The 25,925-nt window shown below is 37.6% G+C and carries 35 protein-coding genes; 9 read left to right on the forward strand and 26 right to left on the reverse strand.

The features are described from left to right. Window positions 1-9 precede the first annotated feature (9 nt). Window positions 10-645 carry a hypothetical protein gene (locus AC6CHS_RS18380; RefSeq protein WP_498238167.1) on the reverse strand — a complete coding sequence of 212 codons (636 nt, stop codon included), beginning with the start codon at window positions 643-645 and terminating at the stop codon, window positions 10-12. A 272-nt stretch (window positions 646-917) separates the two neighbouring features. Here AC6CHS_RS18380 and AC6CHS_RS18385 point away from each other — a divergent pair, with 272 nt between their 5' ends. Beyond that, a complete protein-coding gene (locus AC6CHS_RS18385; protein WP_498238168.1) occupies window positions 918-1,529 on the forward strand; it encodes a YitT family protein in 612 nt (203 codons plus the stop codon). Between the two features lie 45 nt (window positions 1,530-1,574). On the opposite strand, the gene AC6CHS_RS18390 is transcribed toward AC6CHS_RS18385, so the two are convergent. Together AC6CHS_RS18390 and AC6CHS_RS18395 are read right to left on the reverse strand one after the other, a co-directional pair. Beyond that, window positions 1,575-2,816, reverse strand: coding sequence for an MFS transporter (locus AC6CHS_RS18390; RefSeq protein WP_498238169.1), 1,242 nt, complete (start codon window positions 2,814-2,816; stop codon window positions 1,575-1,577). 25 nt (window positions 2,817-2,841) lie between these two features. Then, on the reverse strand, window positions 2,842-3,342 hold the full coding sequence (locus AC6CHS_RS18395) for a DUF3231 family protein (protein WP_498238170.1): 501 nt from the start codon (window positions 3,340-3,342) through the stop codon (window positions 2,842-2,844). 273 nt (window positions 3,343-3,615) lie between these two features. On the opposite strand from AC6CHS_RS18395, the gene AC6CHS_RS18400 reads away from it, so the two are divergent. The 5 genes from AC6CHS_RS18400 to AC6CHS_RS18420 all read left to right on the forward strand — a co-directional run bounded on the left by AC6CHS_RS18400 (window position 3,616) and on the right by AC6CHS_RS18420 (window position 8,221). Next, entirely contained in the window at window positions 3,616-4,578 is a 963-nt protein-coding gene (locus tag AC6CHS_RS18400) for a sulfonate ABC transporter substrate-binding protein (RefSeq protein WP_498238171.1), read from the forward strand. Window positions 4,579-4,601: 23 nt separating this feature from the next. Then, window positions 4,602-5,369, forward strand: a complete 768-nt coding sequence (gene ssuC, locus AC6CHS_RS18405) for an aliphatic sulfonate ABC transporter permease SsuC (RefSeq protein WP_498238172.1) — start codon at window positions 4,602-4,604, stop codon at window positions 5,367-5,369. 18 nt (window positions 5,370-5,387) lie between these two features. After that, a complete protein-coding gene (locus tag AC6CHS_RS18410) occupies window positions 5,388-6,170 on the forward strand; it encodes an ATP-binding cassette domain-containing protein (RefSeq protein WP_498238173.1) in 783 nt (260 codons plus the stop codon). A gap of 175 nt (window positions 6,171-6,345) precedes the next feature. Next, window positions 6,346-6,822: a DUF2975 domain-containing protein gene (locus AC6CHS_RS18415; RefSeq protein WP_498238174.1), complete on the forward strand. Its 477-nt coding sequence runs from the start codon at window positions 6,346-6,348 to the stop codon at window positions 6,820-6,822. Window positions 6,823-7,144: 322 nt separating this feature from the next. Continuing rightward, on the forward strand, window positions 7,145-8,221 hold the full coding sequence (locus AC6CHS_RS18420; protein WP_498238175.1) for an NAD(P)H-dependent flavin oxidoreductase: 1,077 nt from the start codon (window positions 7,145-7,147) through the stop codon (window positions 8,219-8,221). Between the two features lie 34 nt (window positions 8,222-8,255). Here the strand turns inward: AC6CHS_RS18420 and AC6CHS_RS18425 are convergent, their stop codons facing one another. The 6 genes from AC6CHS_RS18425 to AC6CHS_RS18450 form a co-directional block, all read right to left on the reverse strand. Continuing rightward, on the reverse strand, window positions 8,256-8,723 hold the full coding sequence (locus AC6CHS_RS18425) for a hypothetical protein (protein WP_498238176.1): 468 nt from the start codon (window positions 8,721-8,723) through the stop codon (window positions 8,256-8,258). Between the two features lie 70 nt (window positions 8,724-8,793). Beyond that, entirely contained in the window at window positions 8,794-9,345 is a 552-nt protein-coding gene (locus AC6CHS_RS18430) for a histidine phosphatase family protein (RefSeq protein ID WP_498238177.1), read from the reverse strand. Window positions 9,346-9,390: 45 nt separating this feature from the next. After that, window positions 9,391-9,936, reverse strand: coding sequence for a histidine phosphatase family protein (locus AC6CHS_RS18435; RefSeq protein WP_498238178.1), 546 nt, complete (start codon window positions 9,934-9,936; stop codon window positions 9,391-9,393). 79 nt (window positions 9,937-10,015) lie between these two features. Continuing rightward, entirely contained in the window at window positions 10,016-10,480 is a 465-nt protein-coding gene (locus AC6CHS_RS18440; protein ID WP_498238179.1) for an NUDIX domain-containing protein, read from the reverse strand. Between the two features lie 122 nt (window positions 10,481-10,602). After that, a complete protein-coding gene (locus AC6CHS_RS18445) occupies window positions 10,603-11,211 on the reverse strand; it encodes a dihydrofolate reductase family protein (RefSeq protein ID WP_498238180.1) in 609 nt (202 codons plus the stop codon). 110 nt (window positions 11,212-11,321) lie between these two features. Further along, window positions 11,322-11,852 (reverse strand): GNAT family N-acetyltransferase, encoded by a 531-nt coding sequence (locus AC6CHS_RS18450; protein WP_498238181.1) that lies wholly within the window; start codon window positions 11,850-11,852, stop codon window positions 11,322-11,324. A 188-nt stretch (window positions 11,853-12,040) separates the two neighbouring features. Between AC6CHS_RS18450 and AC6CHS_RS18455 the strand changes: the two genes are divergently transcribed. Together AC6CHS_RS18455 and AC6CHS_RS18460 are read left to right on the forward strand one after the other, a co-directional pair. Beyond that, window positions 12,041-12,856 carry a lipid II flippase Amj family protein gene (locus AC6CHS_RS18455; protein ID WP_498238182.1) on the forward strand — a complete coding sequence of 272 codons (816 nt, stop codon included), beginning with the start codon at window positions 12,041-12,043 and terminating at the stop codon, window positions 12,854-12,856. A gap of 57 nt (window positions 12,857-12,913) precedes the next feature. Beyond that, the gene (locus tag AC6CHS_RS18460; RefSeq protein WP_498238183.1) at window positions 12,914-13,216 is read left to right on the forward strand and encodes a hypothetical protein; all 303 of its coding nucleotides are present in this window, start codon (window positions 12,914-12,916) and stop codon (window positions 13,214-13,216) included. 65 nt (window positions 13,217-13,281) lie between these two features. Here AC6CHS_RS18460 and AC6CHS_RS18465 read toward each other — a convergent pair whose 3' ends face one another. The 5 genes from AC6CHS_RS18465 to AC6CHS_RS18485 form a co-directional block, all read right to left on the reverse strand. Beyond that, on the reverse strand, window positions 13,282-13,917 hold the full coding sequence (locus tag AC6CHS_RS18465) for an alpha/beta hydrolase family protein (RefSeq protein ID WP_498238184.1): 636 nt from the start codon (window positions 13,915-13,917) through the stop codon (window positions 13,282-13,284). Beyond that, window positions 13,884-14,093, reverse strand: coding sequence for a hypothetical protein (locus tag AC6CHS_RS18470; RefSeq protein ID WP_498238185.1), 210 nt, complete (start codon window positions 14,091-14,093; stop codon window positions 13,884-13,886). The genes AC6CHS_RS18465 and AC6CHS_RS18470 overlap by 34 nt, the downstream gene beginning before the upstream one ends. Before the next feature lie 34 nt (window positions 14,094-14,127). Continuing rightward, a complete protein-coding gene (locus tag AC6CHS_RS18475) occupies window positions 14,128-14,850 on the reverse strand; it encodes a hypothetical protein (protein WP_498238186.1) in 723 nt (240 codons plus the stop codon). Window positions 14,851-14,896: 46 nt separating this feature from the next. After that, the gene (locus AC6CHS_RS18480) at window positions 14,897-15,556 is read right to left on the reverse strand and encodes a hypothetical protein (RefSeq protein WP_498238187.1); all 660 of its coding nucleotides are present in this window, start codon (window positions 15,554-15,556) and stop codon (window positions 14,897-14,899) included. A 100-nt stretch (window positions 15,557-15,656) separates the two neighbouring features. Beyond that, complete coding sequence (locus tag AC6CHS_RS18485) at window positions 15,657-16,325, reverse strand: HAD family hydrolase (RefSeq protein WP_498238247.1); 669 nt, start codon at window positions 16,323-16,325, stop codon at window positions 15,657-15,659. Window positions 16,326-16,504: 179 nt separating this feature from the next. On the opposite strand from AC6CHS_RS18485, the gene AC6CHS_RS18490 reads away from it, so the two are divergent. Beyond that, window positions 16,505-16,594, forward strand: coding sequence for a putative holin-like toxin (locus AC6CHS_RS18490; protein ID WP_498238188.1), 90 nt, complete (start codon window positions 16,505-16,507; stop codon window positions 16,592-16,594). A 220-nt stretch (window positions 16,595-16,814) separates the two neighbouring features. Here the strand turns inward: AC6CHS_RS18490 and AC6CHS_RS18495 are convergent, their stop codons facing one another. The 12 genes from AC6CHS_RS18495 to AC6CHS_RS18550 all read right to left on the reverse strand — a co-directional run bounded on the left by AC6CHS_RS18495 (window position 16,815) and on the right by AC6CHS_RS18550 (window position 25,555). After that, window positions 16,815-17,471, reverse strand: a complete 657-nt coding sequence (locus AC6CHS_RS18495; RefSeq protein WP_498238189.1) for a TetR/AcrR family transcriptional regulator — start codon at window positions 17,469-17,471, stop codon at window positions 16,815-16,817. Window positions 17,472-17,505: 34 nt separating this feature from the next. Continuing rightward, window positions 17,506-18,528, reverse strand: coding sequence for an ABC transporter permease (locus tag AC6CHS_RS18500; RefSeq protein ID WP_498238190.1), 1,023 nt, complete (start codon window positions 18,526-18,528; stop codon window positions 17,506-17,508). Further along, window positions 18,518-19,249 carry an ABC transporter ATP-binding protein gene (locus tag AC6CHS_RS18505; RefSeq protein WP_498238191.1) on the reverse strand — a complete coding sequence of 244 codons (732 nt, stop codon included), beginning with the start codon at window positions 19,247-19,249 and terminating at the stop codon, window positions 18,518-18,520. Before AC6CHS_RS18505 ends, AC6CHS_RS18500 begins: the two co-directional genes overlap by 11 nt. Before the next feature lie 149 nt (window positions 19,250-19,398). Next, complete coding sequence (locus tag AC6CHS_RS18510) at window positions 19,399-20,856, reverse strand: zinc-binding metallopeptidase family protein (protein WP_498238192.1); 1,458 nt, start codon at window positions 20,854-20,856, stop codon at window positions 19,399-19,401. A 108-nt stretch (window positions 20,857-20,964) separates the two neighbouring features. Continuing rightward, window positions 20,965-21,390, reverse strand: coding sequence for an NUDIX domain-containing protein (locus tag AC6CHS_RS18515; RefSeq protein ID WP_498238193.1), 426 nt, complete (start codon window positions 21,388-21,390; stop codon window positions 20,965-20,967). 19 nt (window positions 21,391-21,409) lie between these two features. Continuing rightward, on the reverse strand, window positions 21,410-21,898 hold the full coding sequence (locus AC6CHS_RS18520; protein ID WP_498238194.1) for an NUDIX hydrolase: 489 nt from the start codon (window positions 21,896-21,898) through the stop codon (window positions 21,410-21,412). Between the two features lie 60 nt (window positions 21,899-21,958). After that, window positions 21,959-22,414: a hypothetical protein gene (locus AC6CHS_RS18525; RefSeq protein ID WP_498238195.1), complete on the reverse strand. Its 456-nt coding sequence runs from the start codon at window positions 22,412-22,414 to the stop codon at window positions 21,959-21,961. A 136-nt stretch (window positions 22,415-22,550) separates the two neighbouring features. After that, complete coding sequence (locus AC6CHS_RS18530; protein WP_498238196.1) at window positions 22,551-23,000, reverse strand: DUF4871 domain-containing protein; 450 nt, start codon at window positions 22,998-23,000, stop codon at window positions 22,551-22,553. 119 nt (window positions 23,001-23,119) lie between these two features. Further along, window positions 23,120-23,536, reverse strand: coding sequence for an NUDIX domain-containing protein (locus tag AC6CHS_RS18535; RefSeq protein ID WP_498238197.1), 417 nt, complete (start codon window positions 23,534-23,536; stop codon window positions 23,120-23,122). A 101-nt stretch (window positions 23,537-23,637) separates the two neighbouring features. Next, window positions 23,638-24,342, reverse strand: a complete 705-nt coding sequence (locus AC6CHS_RS18540) for a class I SAM-dependent methyltransferase (RefSeq protein ID WP_498238198.1) — start codon at window positions 24,340-24,342, stop codon at window positions 23,638-23,640. Window positions 24,343-24,356: 14 nt separating this feature from the next. Beyond that, window positions 24,357-24,779, reverse strand: coding sequence for a flavoprotein (locus tag AC6CHS_RS18545; protein WP_498238199.1), 423 nt, complete (start codon window positions 24,777-24,779; stop codon window positions 24,357-24,359). A 275-nt stretch (window positions 24,780-25,054) separates the two neighbouring features. Beyond that, window positions 25,055-25,555, reverse strand: coding sequence for a GNAT family N-acetyltransferase (locus tag AC6CHS_RS18550; protein WP_498238200.1), 501 nt, complete (start codon window positions 25,553-25,555; stop codon window positions 25,055-25,057). Window positions 25,556-25,925 lie beyond the last annotated feature (370 nt).

Consider the following 25,925-nt stretch of genomic DNA (forward strand, 5'->3'; position numbering starts at 1 on the left):
CCCGCTCCTTTATTTACCCGGAAATAGTGTATACGACCATGAATACAAAAAGTCAATGATAAAAACAAGCCCCCATATCACACCAATTGAAAAAATCGTATCATTTGGATAAGGAGATCCTTCCGCTTCGCCTCTTTCTACCCAAGAAAAATCAGTCAGGTACAATTTTACTTCGGCCATACTATCTGTCCCTAAACTCCAAAAGATGGCTTGAGCCACCAGAAAAACAGCTAAGTGTATGAGAGAAGAAATGCGATATTTTTTTGCCTTATACTTCGGGTCCTTGTCCCTGCGGATAATCTCATAGTCTTTCTCTGTTAATAGCTCCACACCACGAAATGCCCCAATCTTTCTGCGCATCCATCGGTCCAGCTTCTTAAAATCTCCTATTCCAAAGGTACAAGCATAAATAACAAAAACAGTGATAATGATTAAAAAGCTGGAGATTTCGCCAGTTTCCTGATATACAAATAATCCTAGTAGCGCCTCTGCTGCTAACAAGGCTAAAAATAAGGCGATAAACCCTCTGCTAAGCTTTTGTCTATTAAAAAAGTATCTAAAAACGCAAAATAAAAGCAACGATGCTATGGATAGCACCTCTGCCACAATAAAAATCTCCCAGTGATACTGTAATGCTAGTTCCATACGGCTCCCCCTTTAACTATGTAACGTCAATAATCCTCTACCTCCATACATTATGTATTATTTTTCCATAGATCTCTATATTCTGACAGGTTTATTATATACTAATTACACAATAAAAGGCACCACTATAAAGCCCTTTCACTGATTATATTCCTCACATCACAGCTTAATCTCCTGAGATTTTAAAACATGATTAAAGGCTGGTTTGAATAGGATGATGAAGGGGGTTGTCCTAATGGGCGTTTCATTAGAGCCTCCTTAGGGGGAATCTGATGACACACCTACTAGTAAAAACCATAATCGTTATAGCTGGAGGGTCTCTTCAAGGAATGGGAATGGGGCTATTTTTGTTTCCTCATTTCATCCCATCTGGGGGGGCTGGAGGTATCGCAGTATTGTTAACCTATTGGTTCCACCTCAATACAGGGCTTTCCTTATGGCTAGTCAATGCCTCCATGCTTTTGCTTGCGGTAAAATACCTCGGAAAAAGGGTTGCGGTCTGGACCGTTATTGGAATTACGATGACTTCGGTTTCTATTCTTTTTTTTGAACAAACTTTCATTATAACGGATCGCAATCTTCTCTTGGATTTATTCTGTGGCTCGTTATTACTTGGCACAGGGATCGGGCTGTTAATGCGACAAGGGGTGTCTAATGGAGGTGTTGGGGTGATTGCCCTGATTGTCTCACATAAAAGGAGTATCTCTCCAGGACAACCATTATTCTGGATTAATTGCTGTGTTTTTATATTTACAGCCGCCATAATCGATTGGAAAATCATTCTTCTCGCACTTGGAAGCCAGTGGATCTCAACAAGAATGGTTAACCTAATATGCCAGTTAAATTTGTATCAAAGTTATACGATTAGCTGGAGAAGGAAATAAAGAACACCTACTATGTATTGCGCCCTAAATTGCCAGGCACACGGATTAAAAATACGAATATCGAATTGCTGTTTTCTTTTCGTCTTTCCCATCCATCCCCTTTACATGCAATAAGAAGAAAACAAGGAGACCTACACTAAATGTTAGGGCAGCAACAGAAAGAAACATGCCCGTTCTAGACCAATCCATTAAACGGGTAAAAACAGGCGGACCAAGGGCTACACCAAGAAATCGAACGGAACCGTATAAGGAAGTGACAAATCCCCTGCGTTCCTTTCCTACCGCTCCTGTGATAATACTATTTACACAAGGCAATACGAGGCCAGTTCCCACACTGCTAACGGCCAGCACAATAAGAAAAGGAACCAGCTTTTCAAAAAAGACAAGAAGGCCATAAGATAGCGTCATGAGTGCAAGTCCAAGTATTGCTAATCGTTTCATCCTCATTAGATTCTTTCCAATTTTACTTCCTGTTATATAAGAAGTGATGACCATGACAAGTAAAGGAATTGCTAGCAAAAGACCTTTTAAAACCCCATCGATCGAATACTTTGTCTCTAGTACATCGGAAAGAAAGAATAAGATTCCAAATAGGGTAAATAGGCAAACACCCCCTGCAAGATAGGTAGTAAAGAGCCACCTTCCCTCGTGTTTAAAAACACTTAACAAACCTCTTACATATTTTTTAAACGGTGGAGGAGCTTGTTTAAAGCTTTTTTCTTTAATAAACAGCCATACGAGGATCAAAGAAAGAAAGCTTATGATAGGAAAAGCAAAAAAGACAAAATACCAGACAGCTAGGGCGATTAAGGAGCCAAAAATAGGGGATAAAACCTTACCCAGTCCATTTGATGCTTCAAAAATCCCCAAGACTCTACTTTGTTCGCCACCCTTAAACAAATCTCCCGTCAATGCCATCGCAATTGGTGCTGTTCCTGCTGCTCCAATACCTTGTAATACTCTTCCAATTATAATCCATGTATAAGAATCCGAGAAAACAGCTGCGCCTAATCCCGCTATTAAACCACCCAAACCAAATAAGAACAGGGATGGAAGAATAATTGCTTTTCTTGAATAGCGATCAGAAAGATATCCTACAATCGGGATAAGGATGGCAGCAGCAATGGAAAACACGGTGATCGTTAAACTAACTTGCATTTGTGATAGCTCTAATGAGGATTTCATTTTAGGAAAAATTGGAATTAACATGGAATTACCAAGTGTCATTATTAAGGGGATAGAACCAATTGCAAGTATTGTCATCCCCTTGTTTGCAGCCTTTACCATCACGTTACTCCTTTACTAAAATCCTTTATTTGGTATTAATTGGCGGATACACAATCCAGCCCTTTTCCTTCGTTAGTTTTAATAGCTTCAGTTCGTATTCTTCCTTTTGCGTATTAAATTCTTCAAACATGGTACGAAGCTTCTCTTGGAAGCTAATCCCGATGATATAACTAGACGTCATTCGACCCGCTATAAGTTCCTTTTGTACAAGGGCAGCAACCTCCGGGTCATTAAAGCGCGCTCCAGCCGGGATATCCTGGGTTTCCACATTTGGGCGATCCGGCGGTGCAGGGGGCAGGCGAATCCCAGTCTCTTTCAACAATGTTTCGACTTGTTGTTCTTCCTGGGTAAAGCCGTTTTCCAGCACATCCTCCAATAACACCTTTAAATCATTGTCCCCTGTATGATTAATTAAAACCTGCATGGTGACACAAAAGCATTTTGTATTATAAAGATAAGACCACAGGTTATAGACCTCGCCAGCGTGAAGCGCCTCCTCTTCTTTGCTGTTATTAAGCTTACTCATTTCTTTCCCTCCCAAGATGTTTTCATTTAATGCTTAGATATACAGATAATACCTTCTCTTCCTGACTAGCTTCCCACATAGCATAAAAATTTATGTTGGGTATTATTTTACAATGGACAGGAACCTACTTTTCATTCAAACATAGGCTAAAACCAGATAAGAAAAGCGCAGAGCCTCTATTTTGGTAATTTTCCTTTGCCTCTAGTTGGTATTTGTTTAGTTTTGCAAACTGAGCTAGCATCTGCGCAAATTTATGAAAATGAGGTTCGATTAATGAAAAAGAAAATGAAGTTATTGTTTATAAGCGCTATTTGTTTGTTCCTTTTTGTTGGTTGTAGTCAGAGTGGTGGATCATCTCAAGCAGACTCCGAGGGAGACAAGGTAATTCGTATTGGCTATCAGAAAAATGGACCTCTCATTATTTTAAAATCGCTCGGTACATTGGAAAAACGGTTAGAAGAGGAAGGATATACAGTGGGGTGGAAGCAATTCCAGGCGGGTCCAGCCTTAGTGGAAGCTTTAAATGCGGGAAGCATTGATTTTGGCAGAACTGGAAACTCCCCACCCATATTTGCTCAAGCTGCAGATGCCCCTTTTGTTATGGTCGCTGCTGGCAAGTCAAAATTTAAGGGAAGTGGGATTCTCGTACCAAATGACTCAGATATTCAAAGTACAGAAGATCTAAAAGGAAAAAAAGTCGGCTTTGCAAAAGGCTCCAGTTCCCATTATTTAATTGTAAAAGCATTACAAGAAGCAGGATTGCAGTATAGCGATATATCACCTGCCTTTTTGTCACCAGGTGATGCACGAATTGCTTTTGAGCAAGGGAACATCGATGCGATGGTGGTATGGGATCCTTATACAGCCTCGACAGAGTTACATTCTGACGGCAAGCTCCTAATAGATGGGGAAGGCTTAACAACAGACCGAGACTTTTTCATTGCGACTAAAAACTTTGAAAAGAATTACCCAGAGATGATTGGCATTCTATTAGACGAAATACAAAAATCATCTGATTGGGCCAATAGTAATCAGGAGGAACTAGCAACAATACTAACCCCCATTCTTAACATCGAAGAGGATTCTATTCTGAAGTCCATAAAGAGGCGGACATATGGGGTGGATGAAATAAATGAAGAAATCTTAAAGGAACAACAAGAAATAGCGGATACTTTTTACGAACTGGATATTATACCGAAAAAAATTCAAGTGAAAGATGTTTTATCGAATAACTGATTAAATAAAGGAGGGCCAGGATCGTGAAACTTTCAACAAAAGGCGTCTCAGATAAGCTCATACCATGGCTAGTTCCGATTATGCTATTGGTTGGCTGGCAGCTATTATCCGTAGTAGGTATTATTCCTTCCCGCATCCTTCCAGCTCCCACACAAGTATTTCAAGCGGCAATTGACTTATCTTCCACAGGCGAGTTGATGGGCCATGTGTCCATCAGTCTTGGCAGGGCATTAATTGGTTTTCTCATCGGTGGCGTTATTGGGTTTGCATTTGGCTTGTTTAATGGTATTTTCCGTTTTGCAGAACTATTCTTTGATACCTCGATCCAAATGCTACGAAACATTCCGCACCTAGCCTTAATTCCTCTTGTTATTCTGTGGTTCGGTATAGATGAGACCTCCAAGATTTTCCTTGTTGCGCTAGGTGTGATGTTTCCAGTATATATCAACACCTACCACGGAATTAAATCTGTAGATAAAGGGTTAATTGAAATGGGAAAGGCCTATGGTTTAAAGGGAAAAGCATTATTCTTTCATGTCATACTGCCTGGAGCCATGTCTTCCATCCTTGTCGGTGTGCGCTTTTCTCTTGGCGTTATGTGGTTAACACTTATTGTAGCCGAAACCATTTCCGCACATTCCGGAATTGGCTATATGGCGATGAATGCAAGAGAATTTATGCAAATGGATGTGATTGTTCTAAGTATTGTTCTCTATGCTTTATTCGGAAAACTATCGGATGTCATTGCCAAGCTGTTTGAAAGGAAATTGCTTCGTTGGAATGGATCGTAAAGAAAGGAGGCAAAGAACTTGAAAGAAAAGGAACCAAAATTTCATATTGAAACAAAGCACATTGAAAAAAACTACCCTGGAAGAAGTGTGTTAAAGGATATTAATTTATCTATTAAAAAGGGGGAATTTGTTGCAATCGTTGGAAAAAGTGGATGTGGGAAAAGCACCCTGCTTCGGTTATTGGCAGGTTTAGAAACGCCTAGTAAGGGACAACTGATCATGGATCAACAACCGCTGGCAGAACTAAATAGCGAAGCGCGAATGATGTTTCAAGATGGCAGACTACTTCCCTGGAAAAAAGTAATCGATAATGTGTCACTTGGCCTCACGAAAGAGGGAAAGGCTAGGGCTAAGAAAGCTTTACAGCTAGTAGGACTAGAAGACAGAATAGCAGACTGGCCAGCCAAGCTTTCCGGCGGACAAAAACAGCGCGTTGCCTTAGCTCGTGCTTTAGTACATGAACCTTCCCTATTACTACTTGATGAACCTTTAGGTGCGCTAGATGCATTAACCCGTTTAGAAATGCAGGCACTTATTGAGGAACTTTGGCAGCAAAAAAAGTTTACAGCCATTTTGGTAACACATGATGTGGAAGAGGCTGTAGCCATTGCCGATCGCGTTATCGTCATTGAAAATGGTTATATTAGTCTGAACCAGTCTATCGATTTACCAAGACCACGTCAGCGTACGAGTACGCCATTTTCAATGTATCTGGATCAAATATTAGACAGAATCATGGGCCGCACACAGCAAAAGAAGATCACGCTACTTCGTTCTTATCCTAATACTACAAAAGTTTAACATCCTATACTCCAACTTTATAAGTCTCGAGGAGGTTGTACTCTTCAGACTGGGACCTCTCTCGAAGGGGCCTTTTTCTTTTGTTTGTGTATGACTGATAATTGATAAAAATTTATTGATAAACAATAAATAATATAGTAAGATGTAGAAAAACAAACAGGATGAGGTGTAGGTTATGAAACAAGGAACAACACTTTTTTTGAAGTCTGCTATAGTCATTATTGGGATGATCGTACTCGCTCTTAGTATCTTTTGGCTACCATATCAGGCAAACTTTTTAACTGAAATGTATCCAGAGTTCGCCTATTTAAAATACCCATTATTAGTTGGCTTACTTGTGACAACCCTTCCATTCTTCTTTGCCCTGTACCAAGCATTAAAGCTCTTACAATATATTGATTATAATAAAGCTTTCTCGACAAAGACTTTATTTTCATTAAAAAATATTAAGTATTGTGCTTTAGTCATTAGTGTTTTGTACTTGGTAGGATTTATCTCCCTCCTATCCCTAAATGCTGCCAATCCCGGCATATTGCTTATCGGATTAGTGATCATCTTCTGTTCCGCTGTCATAGCATTCTTTGCTACTGTATTACAGAACCTTTTAAGTAGAGCTTTGCAACTCAAAACAGAAAATGAATTAACTGTTTGAAGGGACAGTTTCTCCATTGTTATTCCTTGGAAAGTATCTAGATGCATTAGTAACTGATGATTGAAACTCACATAAGAAAGAAGTAACTTAGAATAAGAAACACAGCAGGACTTTCACTTCTGAAGCTACCATAAAGCGAAACTTCAATCATTGGGGGCACTTTCTTCCCCCCAATGATTGTTAGTTGAACGAATCGGGGTGTTAGCGTCCGTATACTCCCACTTAAACATCACTGTTTCACTTCATGTTTTCAAGTGGCAGTCTTACGGACGGTTGCTCCGCGATAAATTCTAAAGAATCTAGAAAAAGGAGGGGATAAAGCATGCTACATAATGTCACGGATCTTTTGAAAGTGAAGTACCCGATTATTCAAGCACCAATGGCTGGGGGTGTAACGACTACTCGTTTGGTTACAGAGGCCTCTAATGCTGGTGGCCTTGGAATGATTGGAGCAGGTTACATGTCACCTGACCAGCTCCGCAAACAAATACGGGAAGTGCAGCAATTAACTCCCCATGCTTTCGGAGTAAACCTGTTTGTACCAAATGAATTTCACGTAACAGAAGAAGAAATATTTACTGCTAACGAGAGGTTGAACCAGTTTCGGCGTACCTTACAGCTACCAGAGAAAAAGACTGTTGAAAAACCAGATTTTAATGATTTATATAACACTTTCTTGGAGCAAATTGATGTAGTAATAAAAGAAAAAGTGCCCATTTGCTCCATTACTTTTGGGGTTCCTACTACCAAAGTAATGGACCGTTTAAAACAACACGATATACTTCTTATGGGCACAGCAACTACGGTGAAGGAAGCTATTGCCATAGAGAAGGCCGGGATGGATATCATTGTCGTACAAGGCAGTGAGGCTGGCGGACACCGTGGCCACTTCCTCCAGTCGAATGATGAAAGTATGGTCGGCTTAATGTCACTTATTCCCCAGGTAGTCGACAATGTAAGTATTCCTGTTATTGCTGCAGGGGGTATTATGGACGGTAGAGGCTTCATGGCTTCGGTTTGTTTAGGAGCACAAGGGGTGCAAATGGGTACAGCTTTTTTGACATGTTTGGAAAGTGGAGCAAATGAGCTGCACAAAGCTGCCATACTGAATGCAAAAGAAGACCAAACTGTTATAACCCGCTCCTTTTCCGGAAAGTGGGCAAGAGGAATACAGAACGAATTTATCTCCTCTATGAGAGCGAACGAACATCAATTACCAGCTTTTCCTGTACAAAATAGCCTAACAAAGGATATTCGAAAAGCTAGTGCTAATCAGGGTAAGACGGACTTCATGTCTCTTTGGGCAGGCCAAAACGCCACAAGGGCGAAAAGGCAAACCGTCCGTATGCTGATGGAATCGATCATTACGGAAGCGAAAAAATTAGGGTTTTCTACTTAACGACTTTTTACAATGGTGAAGATTAGATCCTCTACTATGTCTTGCTACATAGTAGAGGGACCTTACTGGGATCATGTAAGACCCACGGAATTTTTGATTCAAATTCTAGCCAAAGGTCAGGCACTGGCAAATCATCCTTTTCACCTGGGTTCCCTTCCGCAAATCCAAAAGTAAAATTGCCTAAAGTAGCCGTGTTTTCAGAAGTCCAATCAGAATCCAAACAATACTTTCCTTTAACTAAGCTTGCAGCCAGATAATAATGCCCAATATAAAGATGTAATCCATCTTCCATCTCACCAAACTCTGATAACAAAGCTGGTGTCGTTGGATCAATACCTAACTCGTTAAATAACTGCGTAATCTGAGAATCCATCTGTGTACAAGCTTCTCTATAGTTTTTACAATCTACGCAATTGCAAAGTTCCTGATCTTGTTTATAGTATTCTTTTGTCCTACTTACATCTACTCCTAGCAACCATTTAAATAGATGGATTGTTTGCATGATGTATCCTCCTATAATTATCCCTTAATTTAAGATGTGAACGTCCGAAATTTCAAATGGAAGGATTTTATCACCATAACTTTTGCGCAGAAAGGAGCTTCCCCTGATCAAAAGATAGTTTATAAATATCTGGCATTTCAAGTTGATTCCAAAATTCGAATCCGTATTTACTGTCAAAGAAATTCATAATCAAAACCATTATGTTACCATGTGTACCTATTACGACGTTTTTTCCCTGGTTACTTTCTAAAACTCTTAAAGTTGCGTTTACGCCTCTTTTTTGAGCAACCCTGTTTGATTCGCCGCCAGCCCATGAAAATTCGTGGTCTTCCCAAACCTTCGTAATCTCCTCTGTAAAATCTTCTACAGGCTTTTCCGCGAGGATTCTTTCTTTGAAGTCATCTATTATTTTAATCTCTTTACCTATGTAGTTTGCAATCCCTTCAACTGTTTGGATGGCCCGCTTATAAGGACTTGAATAAACAGCATCAATAGCTTCATTTTTAAGTAATGTAGTTACTATATTTGCGTCATTAAAGCCACGTTCAGATAAAGGCCTCACCAGCTCGTCTGGTGTATAGACGGAATGAGCATGTCTCACAAAATATAAGTTTGTAGGCAAACGAACCAACCTCCTAACTCCTGTGCATTTTATATCAATTACTAATCAATCTTTCAATAGACGGTTAAAATAAGTGCTGGTCTCGGTAACCTTCAAATGATAGACATCAGGATTACGTAAACCCATCCATTGTTCAAAACCAAAGCTCTTATCATAGAAATTTAGTAATAAGGAGATAATCCCTCCATGTGCCACAATCACTGTATTTTCCGTGCCCCTAACTACAATCTCATCGACTACTTCTACAATTCGCTTCGCTGCTTCGTTACTCGATTCTCCGCCTTCATACTTTAAGCCCCTATCGTTAAAGCTCGCTTCTAGCTTTTCCATCCAATCCGTAAGAAAGGTAGAGCTAAGTACGCGTTCGGCTAAACGACTATCTACCTCAATTTCTAATTTCTTGTTTTCAGCAAGAGGTTTAATCGTTTGGATAGCTCGAACAAATGGGCTGGAAATGATTCTATCTACCTTTAAATCTGACAAGAATTCGGCTAGTTCCTTTGCTTGAATGATTCCTTCTTCTGTTAATGGTGCGTCAGGTGCTTGTCCTTCCGCTTTGCAATGTCGAATTATGTATATACTTTTAGTCATGTTTCGTATCCCCCCCTCTCCTATTTCAAGGTTGGCCTATCATAATTAGATGCCCTAAAATTCTATAACCCATCCCCAATTAATTGATATCACCTAAGTAAACAGACGCTTCCTTCCCTGCATTATAGTCAATGATATACTTACGAAGAGTTTGAGGGTAAAGTCTATAATTCAATAACTCGGATAATGGCAGCCATTCGACACCAATTTGTCCATCATCTGGGACTGTACCGTTTCCTATTTCAGTACTTCCTTCTGCAATCTCACATAAAAACATATATTCCATCCGGTGAGATTCGGAATCAAACTCATAGTGTTCATGGTTTTTCCCAATATATTCTCGTATAAAGATTAGGTCACCAATTTCTACAGCAGCGTTAACCTCTTCGATGCACTCTCTTTTTAGTGTTTGGTGGAGTGTTTCACCAAATTCCTGTCCGCCACCAGGTAAAATATAGTAGTAGCCATCTTGGTCCTGTTTTTTAATTGCTAACAAGTGATCGTCCTGAATAATAATCGCCTTTGCTGAGTTTCTAATCCCCATTTTCGCCCCTCCAAAATCTTACAAATTTCTCTTTCTCTATCTTACAATAAAAAGAAACAAAAAAGGCAAACTTTTCTAATAATTGATACGAAAAGTTGCCTTGGTTTTTGTTTTGGAACTAATTATCTCAAAATATTGTATTTAACATGTATAACACCGGTTCCTTCTATTACCTCTGTGGAGTCTAACTTTACGCTCTCTTCCCCAATATGATCAAACAATCGGGTACCTTTTCCTAGCAATACTGGAGCAATGTGTAAATCCAGACCATCTAAGAGACCCGTTTTAATACATTGTTGAACAACACTTGCAGTTCCAATACTTACATCCTTTGACCCAGCTACTTTCTTGGCCTGTTTTACAGCATTCTCTATCCCGTTAGTGATAAAAGTAAACGGCGTATTGCCTGATGGTGTAGAATCTGGAACACTGTGTGTAAGTACAAAAACCGGGACATTTGCCAATGGATGACTCCCTCCCCATCCATTCACCATGTCGTAAGTCCTTCGCCCAACAATCATGGCGCCAGTTTTTTCAGCGGCTAAATCGAAAATGGCCTTATCAATGCTTGAAAGATTGAAAAAAGAATTCGTCTGGCTAGTTTCCTCTCCAGAGAACATCCAGGCTTGCAGAATTTCGCCTTGATCCCCTAAAGGCTTTTCTTGACTATCATTACTTCCAGCTACAAAACCATCAAGAGACATGGAGATATTTAGAACAACTTTACTCATTTCAATCCCTCCTTCTGGCAATTCTATTATATAAATCTACCATATATTTCTTCTATATTGCTATAGTTGTTCTATGCAATATATTGTATTGGGATCTTTAGGTGCGTTTATTAATTTCTGCCAACATAATCATCGTATAGGATGCTCATTATGATTTCATCGGAGTATTGGTTTTTCATAAAGAGGGACTGTCTTAATACTCCTTCTCTCTTAAAGCCAGCTTTTTCGTAGGAGCGTATTCCTCTTGGGTTATGAGAATAGACCTGTAACTCTAATCGATTTAGGAGTAGCTCTTCAAAAGTAAATTTCTGAGCAAGCCTAACCGCTTCCGTACCATAACCTTTCCCGTAGTTATCCTTATTATGTATCGCAATTCGGAACATCGCTTTACTGTTATCTCGATCAATGTCATTGATTGCTAGATCACCTATAATTTGGTCGTTCTCTCCTAAACAAATAGCGAAGTCGTGACGAGTGGAATCTTTGCTAAACCGCTCATAAGCTTTTCGAACCTCTTCCATCGTAAACACCCTGCGCGTACCAGTCATGTAAAGGCCTTCCTCGTCATGAAGACTATTAAAGATGCCTTCTATGTCCTTGTCTTCAATTGGTCTTAAATATACATTCTTTCCTTTTATCATATGAAAACTCTCCCTTATTTTTTCCAGCAATAAACTTACCTCTACCTTTAACTTTTCCACTACTTGGGTGTAAAGTCAACTAATCTTTTTCTGAAACTCACTTTACAAATTAGGTTATAGAAGTATGATTAGAAATATGAACAGTATGTTAAAATTAGGAAACTAAACATGAAAAAGAAGGTAACTTAATGGATTTCATAACAGAAAAATTACTATTTATAGCTTTGTTTATTTTTATCATTCATTCAATAGAAACACTTGCGTATGCAGTAAGGTTATCAGGCGCAAGAGTTAAAATGATAGCGTCAGCATTATCTCTCTTTAACATCATGGTTATTGTTTCAAGACTAGCAAATATGATGCAACAACCATTCACTGGGAGTATTATAGATACCGCCCCAAAAGAAAACGCTTTGGAATTTGTAGAGAACCAATTTCGAATTCTTATAGGAGCGTCAACGGTTGGCACAGTTGTTGGAATTATACTACTTCCTACTTTTATCGCTTTATTTTCAAGAGCAATCATTCACTTGTCAGAGGAAAAAGGTTCTGTTCCTTCCTTAGTAAGAAGGATGTTTTCTTTAGAGTATATAAAGCGTGGTATAACACATTTTAGCCTGCCGAAGTTTTCATACTTGCAAGATACAAGGATTAAGGATATTCCAATAAGACTGTTTTGTGTAAATATGTTAATAACAGCGATATATACCATCGGTGTATTATCGGCTTTATATGCAGCTTTATTAGCTCCTGAGAGAGCTTCTACAGCTATCATGGCATCTGGCTTAATAAATGGAATAGCAACAATCCTTTTAGTTATTTTTATAGATCCGAAAATATCTGTAATAGCTGACGATGTAGTAAATAAAAGAGGAAGTTATAATAAGCTAAAAAGTATATCGTTAATGATGGTAACCTCACGTTTATTAGGTACAATCCTTGCCCAATTCTTGTTCATTTGGGGAGCAAGATATATTGCTTGGTTTACTCAATTCATTGCGTAAGTGCTCAATTACCGAATTAATGGGACAGGTTAGTTAAATAAAAGGGGATTCAAAGATATGAAAGAAACAATTCAAAGTACTTTTGTGATCATTGGTCTTATAGTTGCAACTATTCTAGGCATCTATGGTCAAGATATATCCTATTATATAATCGATCAAATACCAACAATCGAGTTAACAATTTCTATAACTATTGTAACTTTCCTTAGTATTGGCTTGTATATTTTTATCCCTATTTTATTATTTATTTCTAATAAAGTAAAAAAAGTTTTTTTCTGGATATATCTCACTTTAAGTATTTTAATAGGACTTCCGACTTCTGGATGGTCATTTTTTGTTTGGGCAATGTGGATGGGATGATTTCATAAAAAAATTGTTCAAACTACCTCTCCTCTTTTTCTTTGGCATTCTAACTGAAACATAGGTTAAACAAGATGCTTCTCAAACCAATTACACGCTTCCTTTTTCATATCATAAGTAAATTGGTGACCAGCAAAAGGCATTCTGAGTTGCAGTTTAGCTGGATGGTCTTCATACAATGGTAAAAGTTTTTTATATAGCTCTAATGAATAGATATAATTAGAGTCAGTATCTTGGTCTCCATTGATAATTAATAACGGACGTGGGGAAAAACTACTCAATTTGTCAAAAGGATCTATTATTCGGAAATACTCCGTACGTTTTTCTATTTCTTTCGTGGCGTCCCTTAGTGGTTTAGACCATTGTTCATAAGTAGCTGTAGATGTTATAGAATCTTGCCATACTTTAGTAAAAGCGGGTTTTCCAGCTATGGAGGCCGCAGTCTTAATGTTAGGGTTATTTGCCGCTATATAAAATGATGCATAGCCCCCCATGGAATAACCTGAAATGCCAATTCTATGAGGATTAATCTCCTCCTTGCTATTAAAGTAATTAATCAATCTTTGTATATCAATGGCTGACTGTTCAATCACCTCATGCATGTGGACATACGTATCCAACCCCGAGTCTGATGGGAAGACATTGGAAAATTTGTTAGCCTCATTAATCACTTTTCTCTCGCCATGTCCTTTACAATCCATGCTACGTAATAAAACCCTTTTTGTGCAAGCATATAACCGTAATCCAAGGCTTGCTCGCGGTCACCTCCATAGCCATGAATAAAAAAGACTAATGGAGCCTTGATGGTATTTTCTTGATAGATACTTATAATCGGGATGTCATTCACTGCACTTTTCTCTATTATTATTTTTGACATGAATAATTCCCCCTTTAGATGATAATCAATGTTGTTATTTCCCCGTTTTAATTGCTGTCTCAATAATTGTTGAGCTTAACCGAAGTCTTGTTAGCCATTTTTCTGTATCACTCATTGTAGTTTGAATACCATTTGTTTCTTCGTTGTATTCTAATCCCTCTACAGGTTGGTAATGGACATTTAATTTAGCGATTCTATGGATGATCATTGCCCATTCAGCATCTGTCATCTTTTCTTTTGAATGTTTGTTAATATAATCCGCACTTCTTCTTGAAAAAGAGCAAGAACCTGCTGTAATATCAACTTCTTTACCCAACTGCAATGAACAAATTGCGTTTGTTACCCTTTCTGTCAAAAACCATTCAGAAGGGTGCGTATTCATCGCACGTTCAGTACGGCCTAGAATAAGATAATCATATTCCGACATAGTAGTTACAATCTCTCTAATCTCATCTAAATGATTTTCACTCCACGTTAATAGCCGATCAAAATCACAGTAATGAAAGTACGGACTTCGTGAGGTGAGTCCGTACTTTAAAACCTCTCTCCTTGCCTGAGCCGCTCCTTTTTTAGGTATCACTTTCACCTTAAATGGGCTTTCCTCCATTACTTTTATTAGTTCAATCGAAGACTCCTCGCTGATAGCGATGTACAATTCTTCATAGATTTGCTCTATTTCTTGTTGGAGTTGTTTAAAAAGCTCTATGTTATTCCCTTTAGGGTCGTGGGTAACTGTAAGAAGTGAAACTTGTGACATTTATATCACCTCGAAATAATTGATGGATTAGACTTCCTTATATTTTTTATAGCTTCCGCATTTTATCTCCTGATTTAATAATAATATTTATACCTTTCGCTGATCCTTTCTCTACATGGTTTTCCATATTTGATACATCTATATCCACGTTTATTTTTACTACTTTTTTCTCATTGCCTTCTAACCGTACTTCATAAGGGGCAGTTTGGTTCATAAGTGATAGCATGGACACCTCATCATCTGCATAGTACCTTTCCTGGAATTCAACAGTGAATTGGTTTACATTACCTATGTAATTTTCAAAAGGTAGTTCACATTCTCCGTGCAACGTTGCATCACCAATCATTTCAAATTCACAACTGCTCCATTCTCTTTCATAAGAAATAGCATAGATACCCGTAGCAAAAGTTTTTTGATAAAGATTAGCAAGCATCATGGGTAAAAATATTGAAATAAGAATAGCAATAAGGACAGCACGGGCGTTGTATTTTTTTAATGATTTGGTAAGAAGAAATAAACTTACAATTAATAAAACGAGCGCGGTAATGCCCACTACCTGAAAACCATTAACCGTTTCAATAGGTATGTTGAGTATAGATAAAATTGTCTCTCCATAAGGACTTTTGTGTGGAAAAGGAAAATTTAATACCATAGATATGAAGAAGAAGATGAGAGAAATATAAAACAACTTTTTACTTTTTATCATTCAAATCCCCCTAAAGATTTAACCCTTTTCTATATCTTACAACAAAGAAAATAAATATTGTTTAAGAATACAAATTTTTCTATAAAAGGCACCTTTCCTTTTATGCTTCCTTTAATTCTTGAATAATTAAAGGAAGCTCTTTTAAATCATCAATTACATACTGTGCCTTTACATCACCCCAGGATAAGTCCCTCTTCCATACGCCAACCATTCCTACATTTTCTGCGCCTGTTACATCATTTTCAGGGTGATCCCCAACGTAAACGCTCTCATTAGCAGGTACATTCAATTTATTCATGGCTTTTAAAAAGATTTGTGGATTGGGCTTTTTCACCCCTTCATATTCCGAAATAAGGATTATATCAAAGAAGCTTTCAAGTCCTAATGCTCCTATATTATCCATCTGGAATTGTCCATTTCCATTTGTAATCAACCCTAATCGTATTGATTCCTTTTTTAAATCTTTTAATGTATTTATTAAATTGGAAAAGGGGACACAACTATGGTGAAATTCGGTTATGTAATCTTCAAGCAGCATTTCCCATGAGATGGTGGTAATATTCAATTCCTCCACCAACTGCTGATAGACTTTATCCTTCCATACGTAACCTCGCCGATCCAATTCTATGAACCTGGAAATATAAATTTCTTTCGAGATATGACTAAGCCCTTTATTTAACCTATCATACTGATTTCCTACAAATTTTAGTACAGAAGCATCCCTATTTAACAATGTACCATCTAAGTCGAAAATAACAGCTTTAATCATTTCCATCTCATTCCTTGTCCTTGTAGTTTTTTATATGAGAAAAGCTATTAAAATACAGCAGTAAAATTTTTAGCTTTTTCCCTTCGCTGGCTATAGTTCTATACAAATAAAATGCTATAATTCATATAAGTGCATAAGGTTGTCATGGTGGTGGCTCGCTCCCTTATAGAAAGGGGGTGATGTCAATGGCAGTATTTGAGACAATGGTTCTGATGATTTCTTTTGGAACGTTAATCGTTGCTATCCTGTCATTTAACAATAAAAAATAACCACCCTACGCCTGACAGCTAAATAGGTGGTTATTTATTCTACCAATTGGCGATTCGCCCCCTTGAAGGGCTACTGCACTGATACCGTTAGTGTGACAGCACTAGCGGTATTTTATTTTATGATTATCTACGTTTAGTATACCCGATTATGGATAAAAAGAAAACTCTGACTTATTCTTATTACAATTCTTGTTTAGATGTGCATCCTGAGCAACCTCTGCTATTTCCCTATCCCACCCATAACATACTGAATGGTCCGCTCAATTTCTGCTTCATCATCCCAATCAGCCTCCGGCATTATGATAAAGCGTGTTACTAAATAACTAATCATCGAAGAAGCTATTAGCCTTATAATGGAGGATGCTGGCATTTCAATAATTTGTCCTTGAGACTGAAAATGCGACACAATACCCTCCAGCCTTGTGTAGACCTTACTTGCAACATGCTTCATAAATTGTTCTTTCAATTCCGGGTGAAAAGGGATTTCTTGAAGCATGATTTTAATGATTGGAAGATTTTTCTCTGCAAAAGCTTTTCGGTTAAATAATATAGCTCTTAGTAGTTCTTCAACTGTCTCATAGTCTGTGTGAAGAACTTTTTTAAAATCATTGATTACAAAAGGTGCCACTAACCGGCTCATTATAGGAGAAACAATCGAAATCAGTAAATCTTTTTTGGTTTTGTAATGTCTAAAAATTGTCCCTTCAGCAACACCCGCTTGTTTGGCAATTTCACTTGTTGAGGAAGCTGCGTAACCTTTTTCAGCAAATATATTAATGGCTGCTTCGAGAATTTGTTTTTGTTTTTGGGTTAATTCTTTATTTTCTTCTACACTCAATTCAAAGATAGATTCTTCATTTGTATCATCTCTTGTCATCATCAAACTCCTTCAGCCTTTTATTCTCCCTCTATTATAAACGACGGTGTTTCTTCAATGCCAATGTATTTAATAGCATGAATACTAAAGAAAAACCTAAGAGGACATAAAAGTCGATGGCAATCTCCTGCCACCCATACCCACGAACCATAATATCTTGTAATGCATCTGCAGCGTAGTACAACGGTGTGTATGGCCCGATCCAGCTCACCCAATCCGATATTGTTTCTAGGTTAAACACACCAGAAAAGAAAAACTGCGGCACAATAACGATGGGAATAAATTGAATCATCTGCAGCTCATTATTAGCAAATGTGGACAGTAATGTACCTAGGGTAAGAGCCACAAAGGCTGTCATTAATGAAATTAAGAGGACGTATAGAAAGTTACCAACCATCATCATATCTAAAATATATATTGCATACCATGCCAGAATAATCGTTTGTAGCGCAGTAAAGAAGCCAAATCCCACCACATAACCGACAACTATTTCCCACCGTCTGATTGGACTAGCCAGCAATCTTTCGAGTGTGCCTGTGGTTCGCTCTCTCAGAAATGATACACCGGCAATTAGAAAGACAAAGAAGAAAGCAAAGAAACCGATAAATACTGGTCCAAAATTATCGAAGGAAGTCATATCCTCACTACCGTGTAAATAATCAATTTTCGTTGTTATATTTTCACTTTGTTGTTGCTTGCTTATTACATTTTGAATCACCTGCAGTGTGGCACGGTTTGCTGTAGGATCACTCCCTTCCAATGTAATGGTAGGAGTATTATTTTCGAACGTAATATAGGCATCCAACTGCTTTTCTTCGAGCATTTCCTCTGCTTCAGATAATGATTGATTTGAAACCTCAGCCTCGCTTTCTTCAAGTGCCGTTAAGATTGGCGTTGGAACATCAACAAGCGCCAGTTTGGGAGTATATTCTTTACCATTAAAAACTAATGACAACAGAGTAAGAACAAGGATTGGTGCTACAATCAATAACGCGATTGTCCGTTTGTCGTGGAAAAATTGCTTTATAATTCGTGTAACCATTGCTTTAATTCGCATGGAGCACACCTCCATAATATAAAAAGGCATCTTCAATACTCTCTGTTTGAGTTTCTGACTTTAAATGATCAGGGCTCCCGATCGCAATCATCTCTCCATCTCTAATCATTCCCAGGCAATCACACTTTTCCGCTTCATCCATGACATGCGTTGTGACGATAATTGTCGTACCAGAAGCTTTCAGCTCTTGAAAGTTATCCCAAATCTTTCTCCGCAGAACCGGATCAATTCCTACAGTTGGTTCATCCAATATAAGTATCTTTGGCTCGTGCATTAATGCAATGACTAGTGATAACCTTCGTTTCATGCCACCAGAGAAATCCGCTACCTTTTTATTCATGTCTTGCTCGAGATCGACCATTGCTATGATTTCCTGAATACGTCGCTTTATCTCGCTTCTCTTTAGTCCATATAACGCGGAAAAGAACATGATGTTTTCTTTTGCAGTTAACTCACTGTATAAAGCATCCGACTGAGCCATATAACCAATTTTCTTCATTTGTTGGAGGTTAGGCATATTTGTTCCAAGAACTCTTGTCTCGCCACTTGTAGCTTCTTCAATACCAGCAATAATCTTCACGAGCGTCGTCTTTCCTGCCCCTGAAGGACCGAGCAGACCAAAGATTTCTGGCTTTTCTAAAGCAAAGGAAATGGAGCCCAGTACCTCTTTCCCTGCATAAGATTTCTCGACTTTACTTATTGAAAGAATGTCTTTAGTCATTGTAATTCCTCCTTACAGTTAAGTGAGTGATTACTCACTTTTATTTTAGTTTGTTTGGAGCCGTTTGTAAAGTGAGTAATCACTCATTACAATTAAAATGATTTCATTTACGAACTTACAAGTTAACTTTTCCAGTATCTCTTGGGAGGTTAATGTTTATCATGCGCCTTTCCTAAGAAACCGAGCATTCCTGTATAAGCATCTGCTTTTCCCAATTTTGAGGTCTGGTCAATAGTCGATACCATTTTAATAAAAGACTTAATCTGCTCACACATAAAATCAGGGTCTACTTTTTCCAGATATCCGTCTTTTCCTTCCGCAACCAGATAGTCAGGTGCTGGTACAAGGGATATATTTGGAATACCTGCATTGAATAGTGGCTGACCTTCCCCAAAATGCAGCTTGTTTTTGGGCTTTAATGTGATGCTTCTTACCTTAGTTCTCCCTTCAAGTGAGTCTAAATAAATGTTATTCATTATATCATTGCCTGTGTAGACCAATTCTGTTTCCAAGTTACCTGTATAGTGATACTCCGTTTTATTCTGAGTATCTTTCCACTCTAGGCAGCCTAAATGTTCCAATGTGAGACCCGCTACTGCCTTTTGATTATCTCCTTCGCCGTTCCAAAGTTCAGGATGTTCATGAAGCCATCGGGTGGTTGCTTGTCCGTGTATCCCGAATTGAGGAATTTGGAAATGACCTGTAACGAACACAAACAGAAGGTTTCTCTTTCTTTGTTCTCTTGGCATTTTAGAGAAGTATTCTGCCATTGCTAACAATCCAATTCCTCCGTTTTCTTCACTGGCATTGGGTCCATCTGTGTGGGTGTTTAGTAAGATATTCTCTTTGCTGTTATGCGCAGGAAGAATGGCATAAAGCGTATCACTGTCTGCGTTTTCCTTCACCTCTGCCTGCAATACCAGACGGGCTTTTACTTTTTGCATTGCAAATTTCTTTAGTTTATCTCCTATATTTCCATCCACCCATAGAGCGGGGCAACCCTTAAGAGTAGTTGTGAAGGGTAAGTATTGCCCCTTCGCATTTTCCGCTGATATGTTCTTCCACACACAAATTACCCCTAGCACTCCGGCTTGTTTTGCCTTCTCAAGATCTGGCCCTTTCAACACAGAACTAACTACTGGATTGTTAATCCAAAAAGGGATTTTCTCGTTCTTTGGAAAAGAGGATCGCTTTTTAAAAAATAGGGGTGAAGGAAGACTGATGCTTTTCACTTCGACAATAGCAATTTTCCCAGCTGCCTTTTTATAATTTCCAGGCCCTGTGCCACAGTATATCAATTCTCCCGTTACGCCATCATCTGGCGTAGCACCAGAATAAGAGTAGTAAAAACTAACCGGCAGTTCCTCTATTTCGCCCTGTCCCTTATGAATTGTCAGGCTCCAGTTCTTTGCTTCCCATTTAGTAAATAGATGCTTGTCCCTGTATACACTTAATCCCATTTGCGTTAACTCTTTTTCATAAAAATCAATGGAGCGCTTATGTGCCTCGTTTCCGGTATATCTTGGACCAAAATTATTAAGCTGCTCTTGCCAAGACCATACTCTTTCTTTACTGCAAATTGCACTGTAGTTAATCTCACTCTTCATAGGGTAACTATCTCCTTTTTATACGATCCACAATTGGAGCCATGCTTAAAGATTGGTAGTTTCTTAACTCCACTTCTAATCAACAAGAATTTATGTAAACCTATTATTTTAACCCTTTCTTGATTGCCCAAATTTGATGATCATGAAAAAAAACTCCTCCATTTTTTCTAGCTTTACCCATTTTACATAATGATCCTCTTCTACCGGAACTTGCACTCTCTCCAATAGTTTTGCTCGATAAAAATATCCATCACTTAATAGAGGTTCATTTTTGGTAGAGTAAAAATAACAGATGGCATTACCTATAAAGGAGTTTATTTCTATTTTGTTCCCTGTTTCTTCTATCACCTCTCTTTTCAAGCATTCTATATCACTTTCATTATCTTCCATTCCTCCTCCGGGTAAAAAGTGATTACCATTGGCGGTCTGGACAGCTAATACTTTATCTTTATAGTCATTGAAAATAACAGCATACGCACCCTTTCTAACTCTATAATCCACGTGTTCATTCTTACTGCCGAAAATCAGCCTCATTACTGCACCTACTTTTATATTACTCCTTAACTTCCCATTTATCGTAACAGACAGTTTCTATTCCAAGTTCGTTCTCGTTCATCCACTCAAAAGCTTTAAGTACTAACGGAGAGGCGTTATCTAGTGATACTTCTTCCCTTGTTACCCAAACAGCACCGAGGGAATCCTGTCCCTCAAACTGTGCAGGTTCGGTTATTTCGCCTCTTATTCTTTTGACCTCATAGTAGACCGCGATATGTTGAACATGCGTAAATCCCTTCCAGTCCCAAGGCACGATGAAATCAATTGCACCCAGGTTTTTGAGGATCTCGATATCAATTCCCGTTTCTTCTTTAAACTCTCTTTGCATCGCAATTGATAAGCCCTCCCCTTCCTCTAGACTACCACCAGGAAGGTCATAACGGTTTTTATATGGTCCTCTGCTTTTGTTTATAACTAAGAGTTTGTTGTCTTCTATATAAATTCCATAGACGCCAAAAGCTCGGTGGAATTTTTTAATCTGTGACATGATGGCCCCCTTGACGATTTCCTTTGATTAACAAATGTGACATTTAGTTCAGGATATATCTTAATTCCATAGAGTAATCTCCAAAAACTCACGGTCTTCTAGAACTAAATCATATGGATTTTTTATATCCAGCCAGTTAATGCTTCTTTTCGTTGAAAGTCTTGCGTCTTCCTCGCCGTTCAGCGAAGTAAAATACTCTATGATGTTACTATTTTGAATGGCATCTTCCACATAGTTATATAGAATAGATAAACATTTTTCTTCCTCTGGTCTTCCACTTAAGTCATTCTTTAAGGGAATTTGGTTAGAATATGCTGCTACTTGATGTTTATATGAAAAATGTGGGCTATATGTAAACCTTTGCTTTTTCTCGCCATCATAATTATTTTCGAAATATAAATGTACAAAATCAAATTCATTTTTAAAGATATTCGGTCTTTCAGGGGATATGGGGCTTGCTCCAAATGAACCTTCTGACAACCTCATTGGTGAAGCGATATAAATATATTGAGTCATATAAATTCCCCTCCTTCTATTACTTAATAATCCTTTTTAAAAAATCGTTATCCTATAGAGCGTCCCTGTTCAATTAAACCCATTAAATTTTTCACTTGTACTATACTGTTTCAAGTTTGTTATACTTCGGAACTTATCATTCCTGCATAACATCTACGATCATTTCATCAAAATATTTCTCATCAATATAAACCTCTAATTTCCATGTCCCTGACGATGGAAACATTACAGTTGAACGAGCATGCCCGTTTATGGATTCACCACGAGGAGATAACTTTTCATCTTTGAATGTAATGGGGTCTATTGATTCTTCTTCACCTTGTTTAAATGCTTTTACTTCCCATTCTTTATGGGAAATTTCTTCAGTTCCCCAAAAATGCCACATCCACTTTTGTCCACTCTCTGTGATGGTTTTAAGTCCTATTATTCCAATGCTACCTTCTTTTCCAAACATTTCACCATACTCATTTGTAAAAAAAGGACTATCATCTTCCCATTTTTCTTCTTTAAGGGTTTCTTCTGTTTTACAAGCTGCGATTACAAAAACAAGACTAAGGACAATCAGCAACAATCGTTTTTTTCTCAAAATAATCCCCCTATAGTTCCAATGAAACTAATTGAGATAGTCATTGGCTAATTTAACATCAAAAGGCTGACTAAATATGCACTTTTCATTATATATAATTGAATACTTTAATATCTATCTCATCTATGTAACCAATCTCTTGTTTTAAGTCCCCATAACAGTATTTCAGATGTCTCATTATTTTCGAGAAATGGTTGGAGTTTTACAAGAGTAGTAAAATAGACAGGATTATACTTTACCTCGTCACTGATCAAGCTTTTCACTTTCAACAATCCCTTAAATTCTAACCCCGAAACCCTCTGACCAGTTTCTTCGTAAAGTTCCCTTATAGCACACTCTTTTGGTGTTTCGTCTTCTTCCCTCCTTCCTGCTGGTAATTCCCATTGCTTTCTCAAAGTGTTATAACATAAAAGATATTTATCATCACATTTAATTACTGCATAAGAACCAGCCAATCGATGATAACCATATACTTCTGCTTCTTTCACAACAATAAAATCAAGAAAACTAAAACCATTATTCTTCGTATCATTCAATTGAGAACCTCCATTTAATTAAACCGCCATACTGTGCAAGTAGATCTAGCAAAATTTGTCCTACTTTTATTAAAGCCATCGACGACGCGCTTATTCGTCTTTTACCTATTTCTAACCACATAGGTAATAGCATTTGTTTTTAATAACACGTCTTTGTCACTACGCACTATTTTATATTCCAATGGTTTTACCCTCTGCTTTACAACTTCCCAACCATTATAAAAGCTTCTTAATTTACCTATCATATCTTCAGTCTTTATGTTTACTTCCATTAAAGCATCTAGTCTTTCATTTGTTTGAATGTCTGTTTCCTCTACTTCAGAGTTTACGATTATACAGTTTAAACCGCCTTTTTTCGTACCAGCTGCCATCTTTTTTAAAACGCTATCAAAAATAGATTCTGACGCAACATGTTCTAAGCTTGAGACGGCTACAATATAATCATATTCATTTTGCTTAATTTGATAATCTGCTATATCAGAGTTCTCTAATTCAATTACTTCTTCAACACCATACTCTTTACTGTATTGGCTTAATTTCTCTATTGCAGAGAGTAATAAATCAACACAAACAACTTTTCCAGCATTGTGCTTTAATTCATTTGCAATTGGAATGCTGTTCCTTCCTACACCAGCCCCTAAATCAAGAACACGAATGCCCCATTTCCCTTTTAGTAGTGGTACTTGTTCCATTACCGTTTTTACAGGCTTATATAGCCAGGATCCCTCTTCAAATAATTTATAGTTTTCATAACAAAAATCATGATATTTCTTCTCTTCTCTTCGAATATATTCAACTCTATTCAAATAATAATCCCCTTTTAATGGTTAAATTGTACCTTCTTTAAACTTTCATTTGGAACTCCGGTTTCTATGTAACTTTTTCTCAATTTCCATCCATCGTTTTCATTTCTTTTAGATGTCTGAAAGAACAAACTAATATTCTCTAATTTCTTTCCGTCAACTATTAGTGTAGCTGATAAAATTGCCATAATTTCATCTTGTCGTAAAGGGATGATCGCTATTTCATTTAAGTCCCATTCGTTACCCTCTTGCTTGGCAAACTTAAACCCTTGTTCCCAGCCAGTTACCGACTCTTCATAGCCAAAGTCTACTATTTCGCCATTTGAAATCTCTCTTGCTTTATAATCAATGGACATCATATCTCTCAATTCTGTTAAAGACGATTTTCTCCACACATCTAAATAGGAATTAAGAAACTCGCGAAATGATTCATTTTCCATAAAAAGGGACCTCCTATATATTATGTTTATTCATTAATAGGTTTTATAAAAAGAAGTAACAAAAAGCTAAGCCATGAAATACTCAGCATGATAACGTAAACAAAATTCCAAGTAGATTGTTCTTCCATTAAAGCTATAACCTTTATAATTAATAGTAGAGAAATAATTATGAAAGATAATATATTTGCGTTCCTAAGTAAAAACTTCTTCATTTTCTTTCCCCCTAAAACAACTTGTTCTAAAGCTGCCCAATCAAGCTTCCAATTTTATTAAATTTACACCTCAAACCTTTGATACAACAATGGCCCCATGTCTTCTTTTATAAACTCCTGAAATTCAATATCTAATGATTTAAAAAGGCTCTTCCAAAATTGTATGGCTGGCATATTAGTAGGCATTTGTCCAAGGAGGTAGGTACCAGGAAATAAACTAAACAACTTACTTATTGCCGCCTTACCAATACCTTTTCTTCGATACTTCCTCAATATGAAAAATTCCGAAATATAATAGTCTTCACCAGTAGAAGGGGCAAATCTACCCGTTTGTACTAAAATAAATCCAATAACATTATCTTTTATGTTTATAAAGAAAGGGAATAAGCCTTCCTTTTCCCAAAATAGATCGAGAAACCCTACGTCATATAATCCGTTATGATCCAAATCTTCCTGGTTATATGGTGAGAGGTCATGGAGATATAACTGATATATATTTTTAAGAATAGCTTTATCCTGCAGCTTGATACGCATTACTTCGGGCGAGAATTGAGTAGAATTCATTTTACCCTCCTTAATTGATACATCTTATATCTACTTTCGACTTAAGTCCTAATGAAACCTTTTTTATATTTTAAATTGCTGTTTGTGGGAACATCTCACGGGGAGTAATGTATAATGGAAGGCTCAAATTAATTATCTATTTAAAAGTACAGCGGCCTGGAGGAGGGGTGAGGGTATATCTGCAAATACGTTTTTAGCTTCATCGAAGCCTTTTATACTACCTAATGAATTTTCATAATGTTAGCGACCATACTATCTTTGAAACAAAGGAAAAACATTATAGATTTATGGGTTAGCGAAGAAGGTCCGAATGGCTGGGGTGATCTGGTCAAAGGACTACTTACATTGCCATAAATATATGGATGTGGAA

The sequence above is a fragment of the Oceanobacillus sp. GQ8 genome (assembly GCF_059758495.1).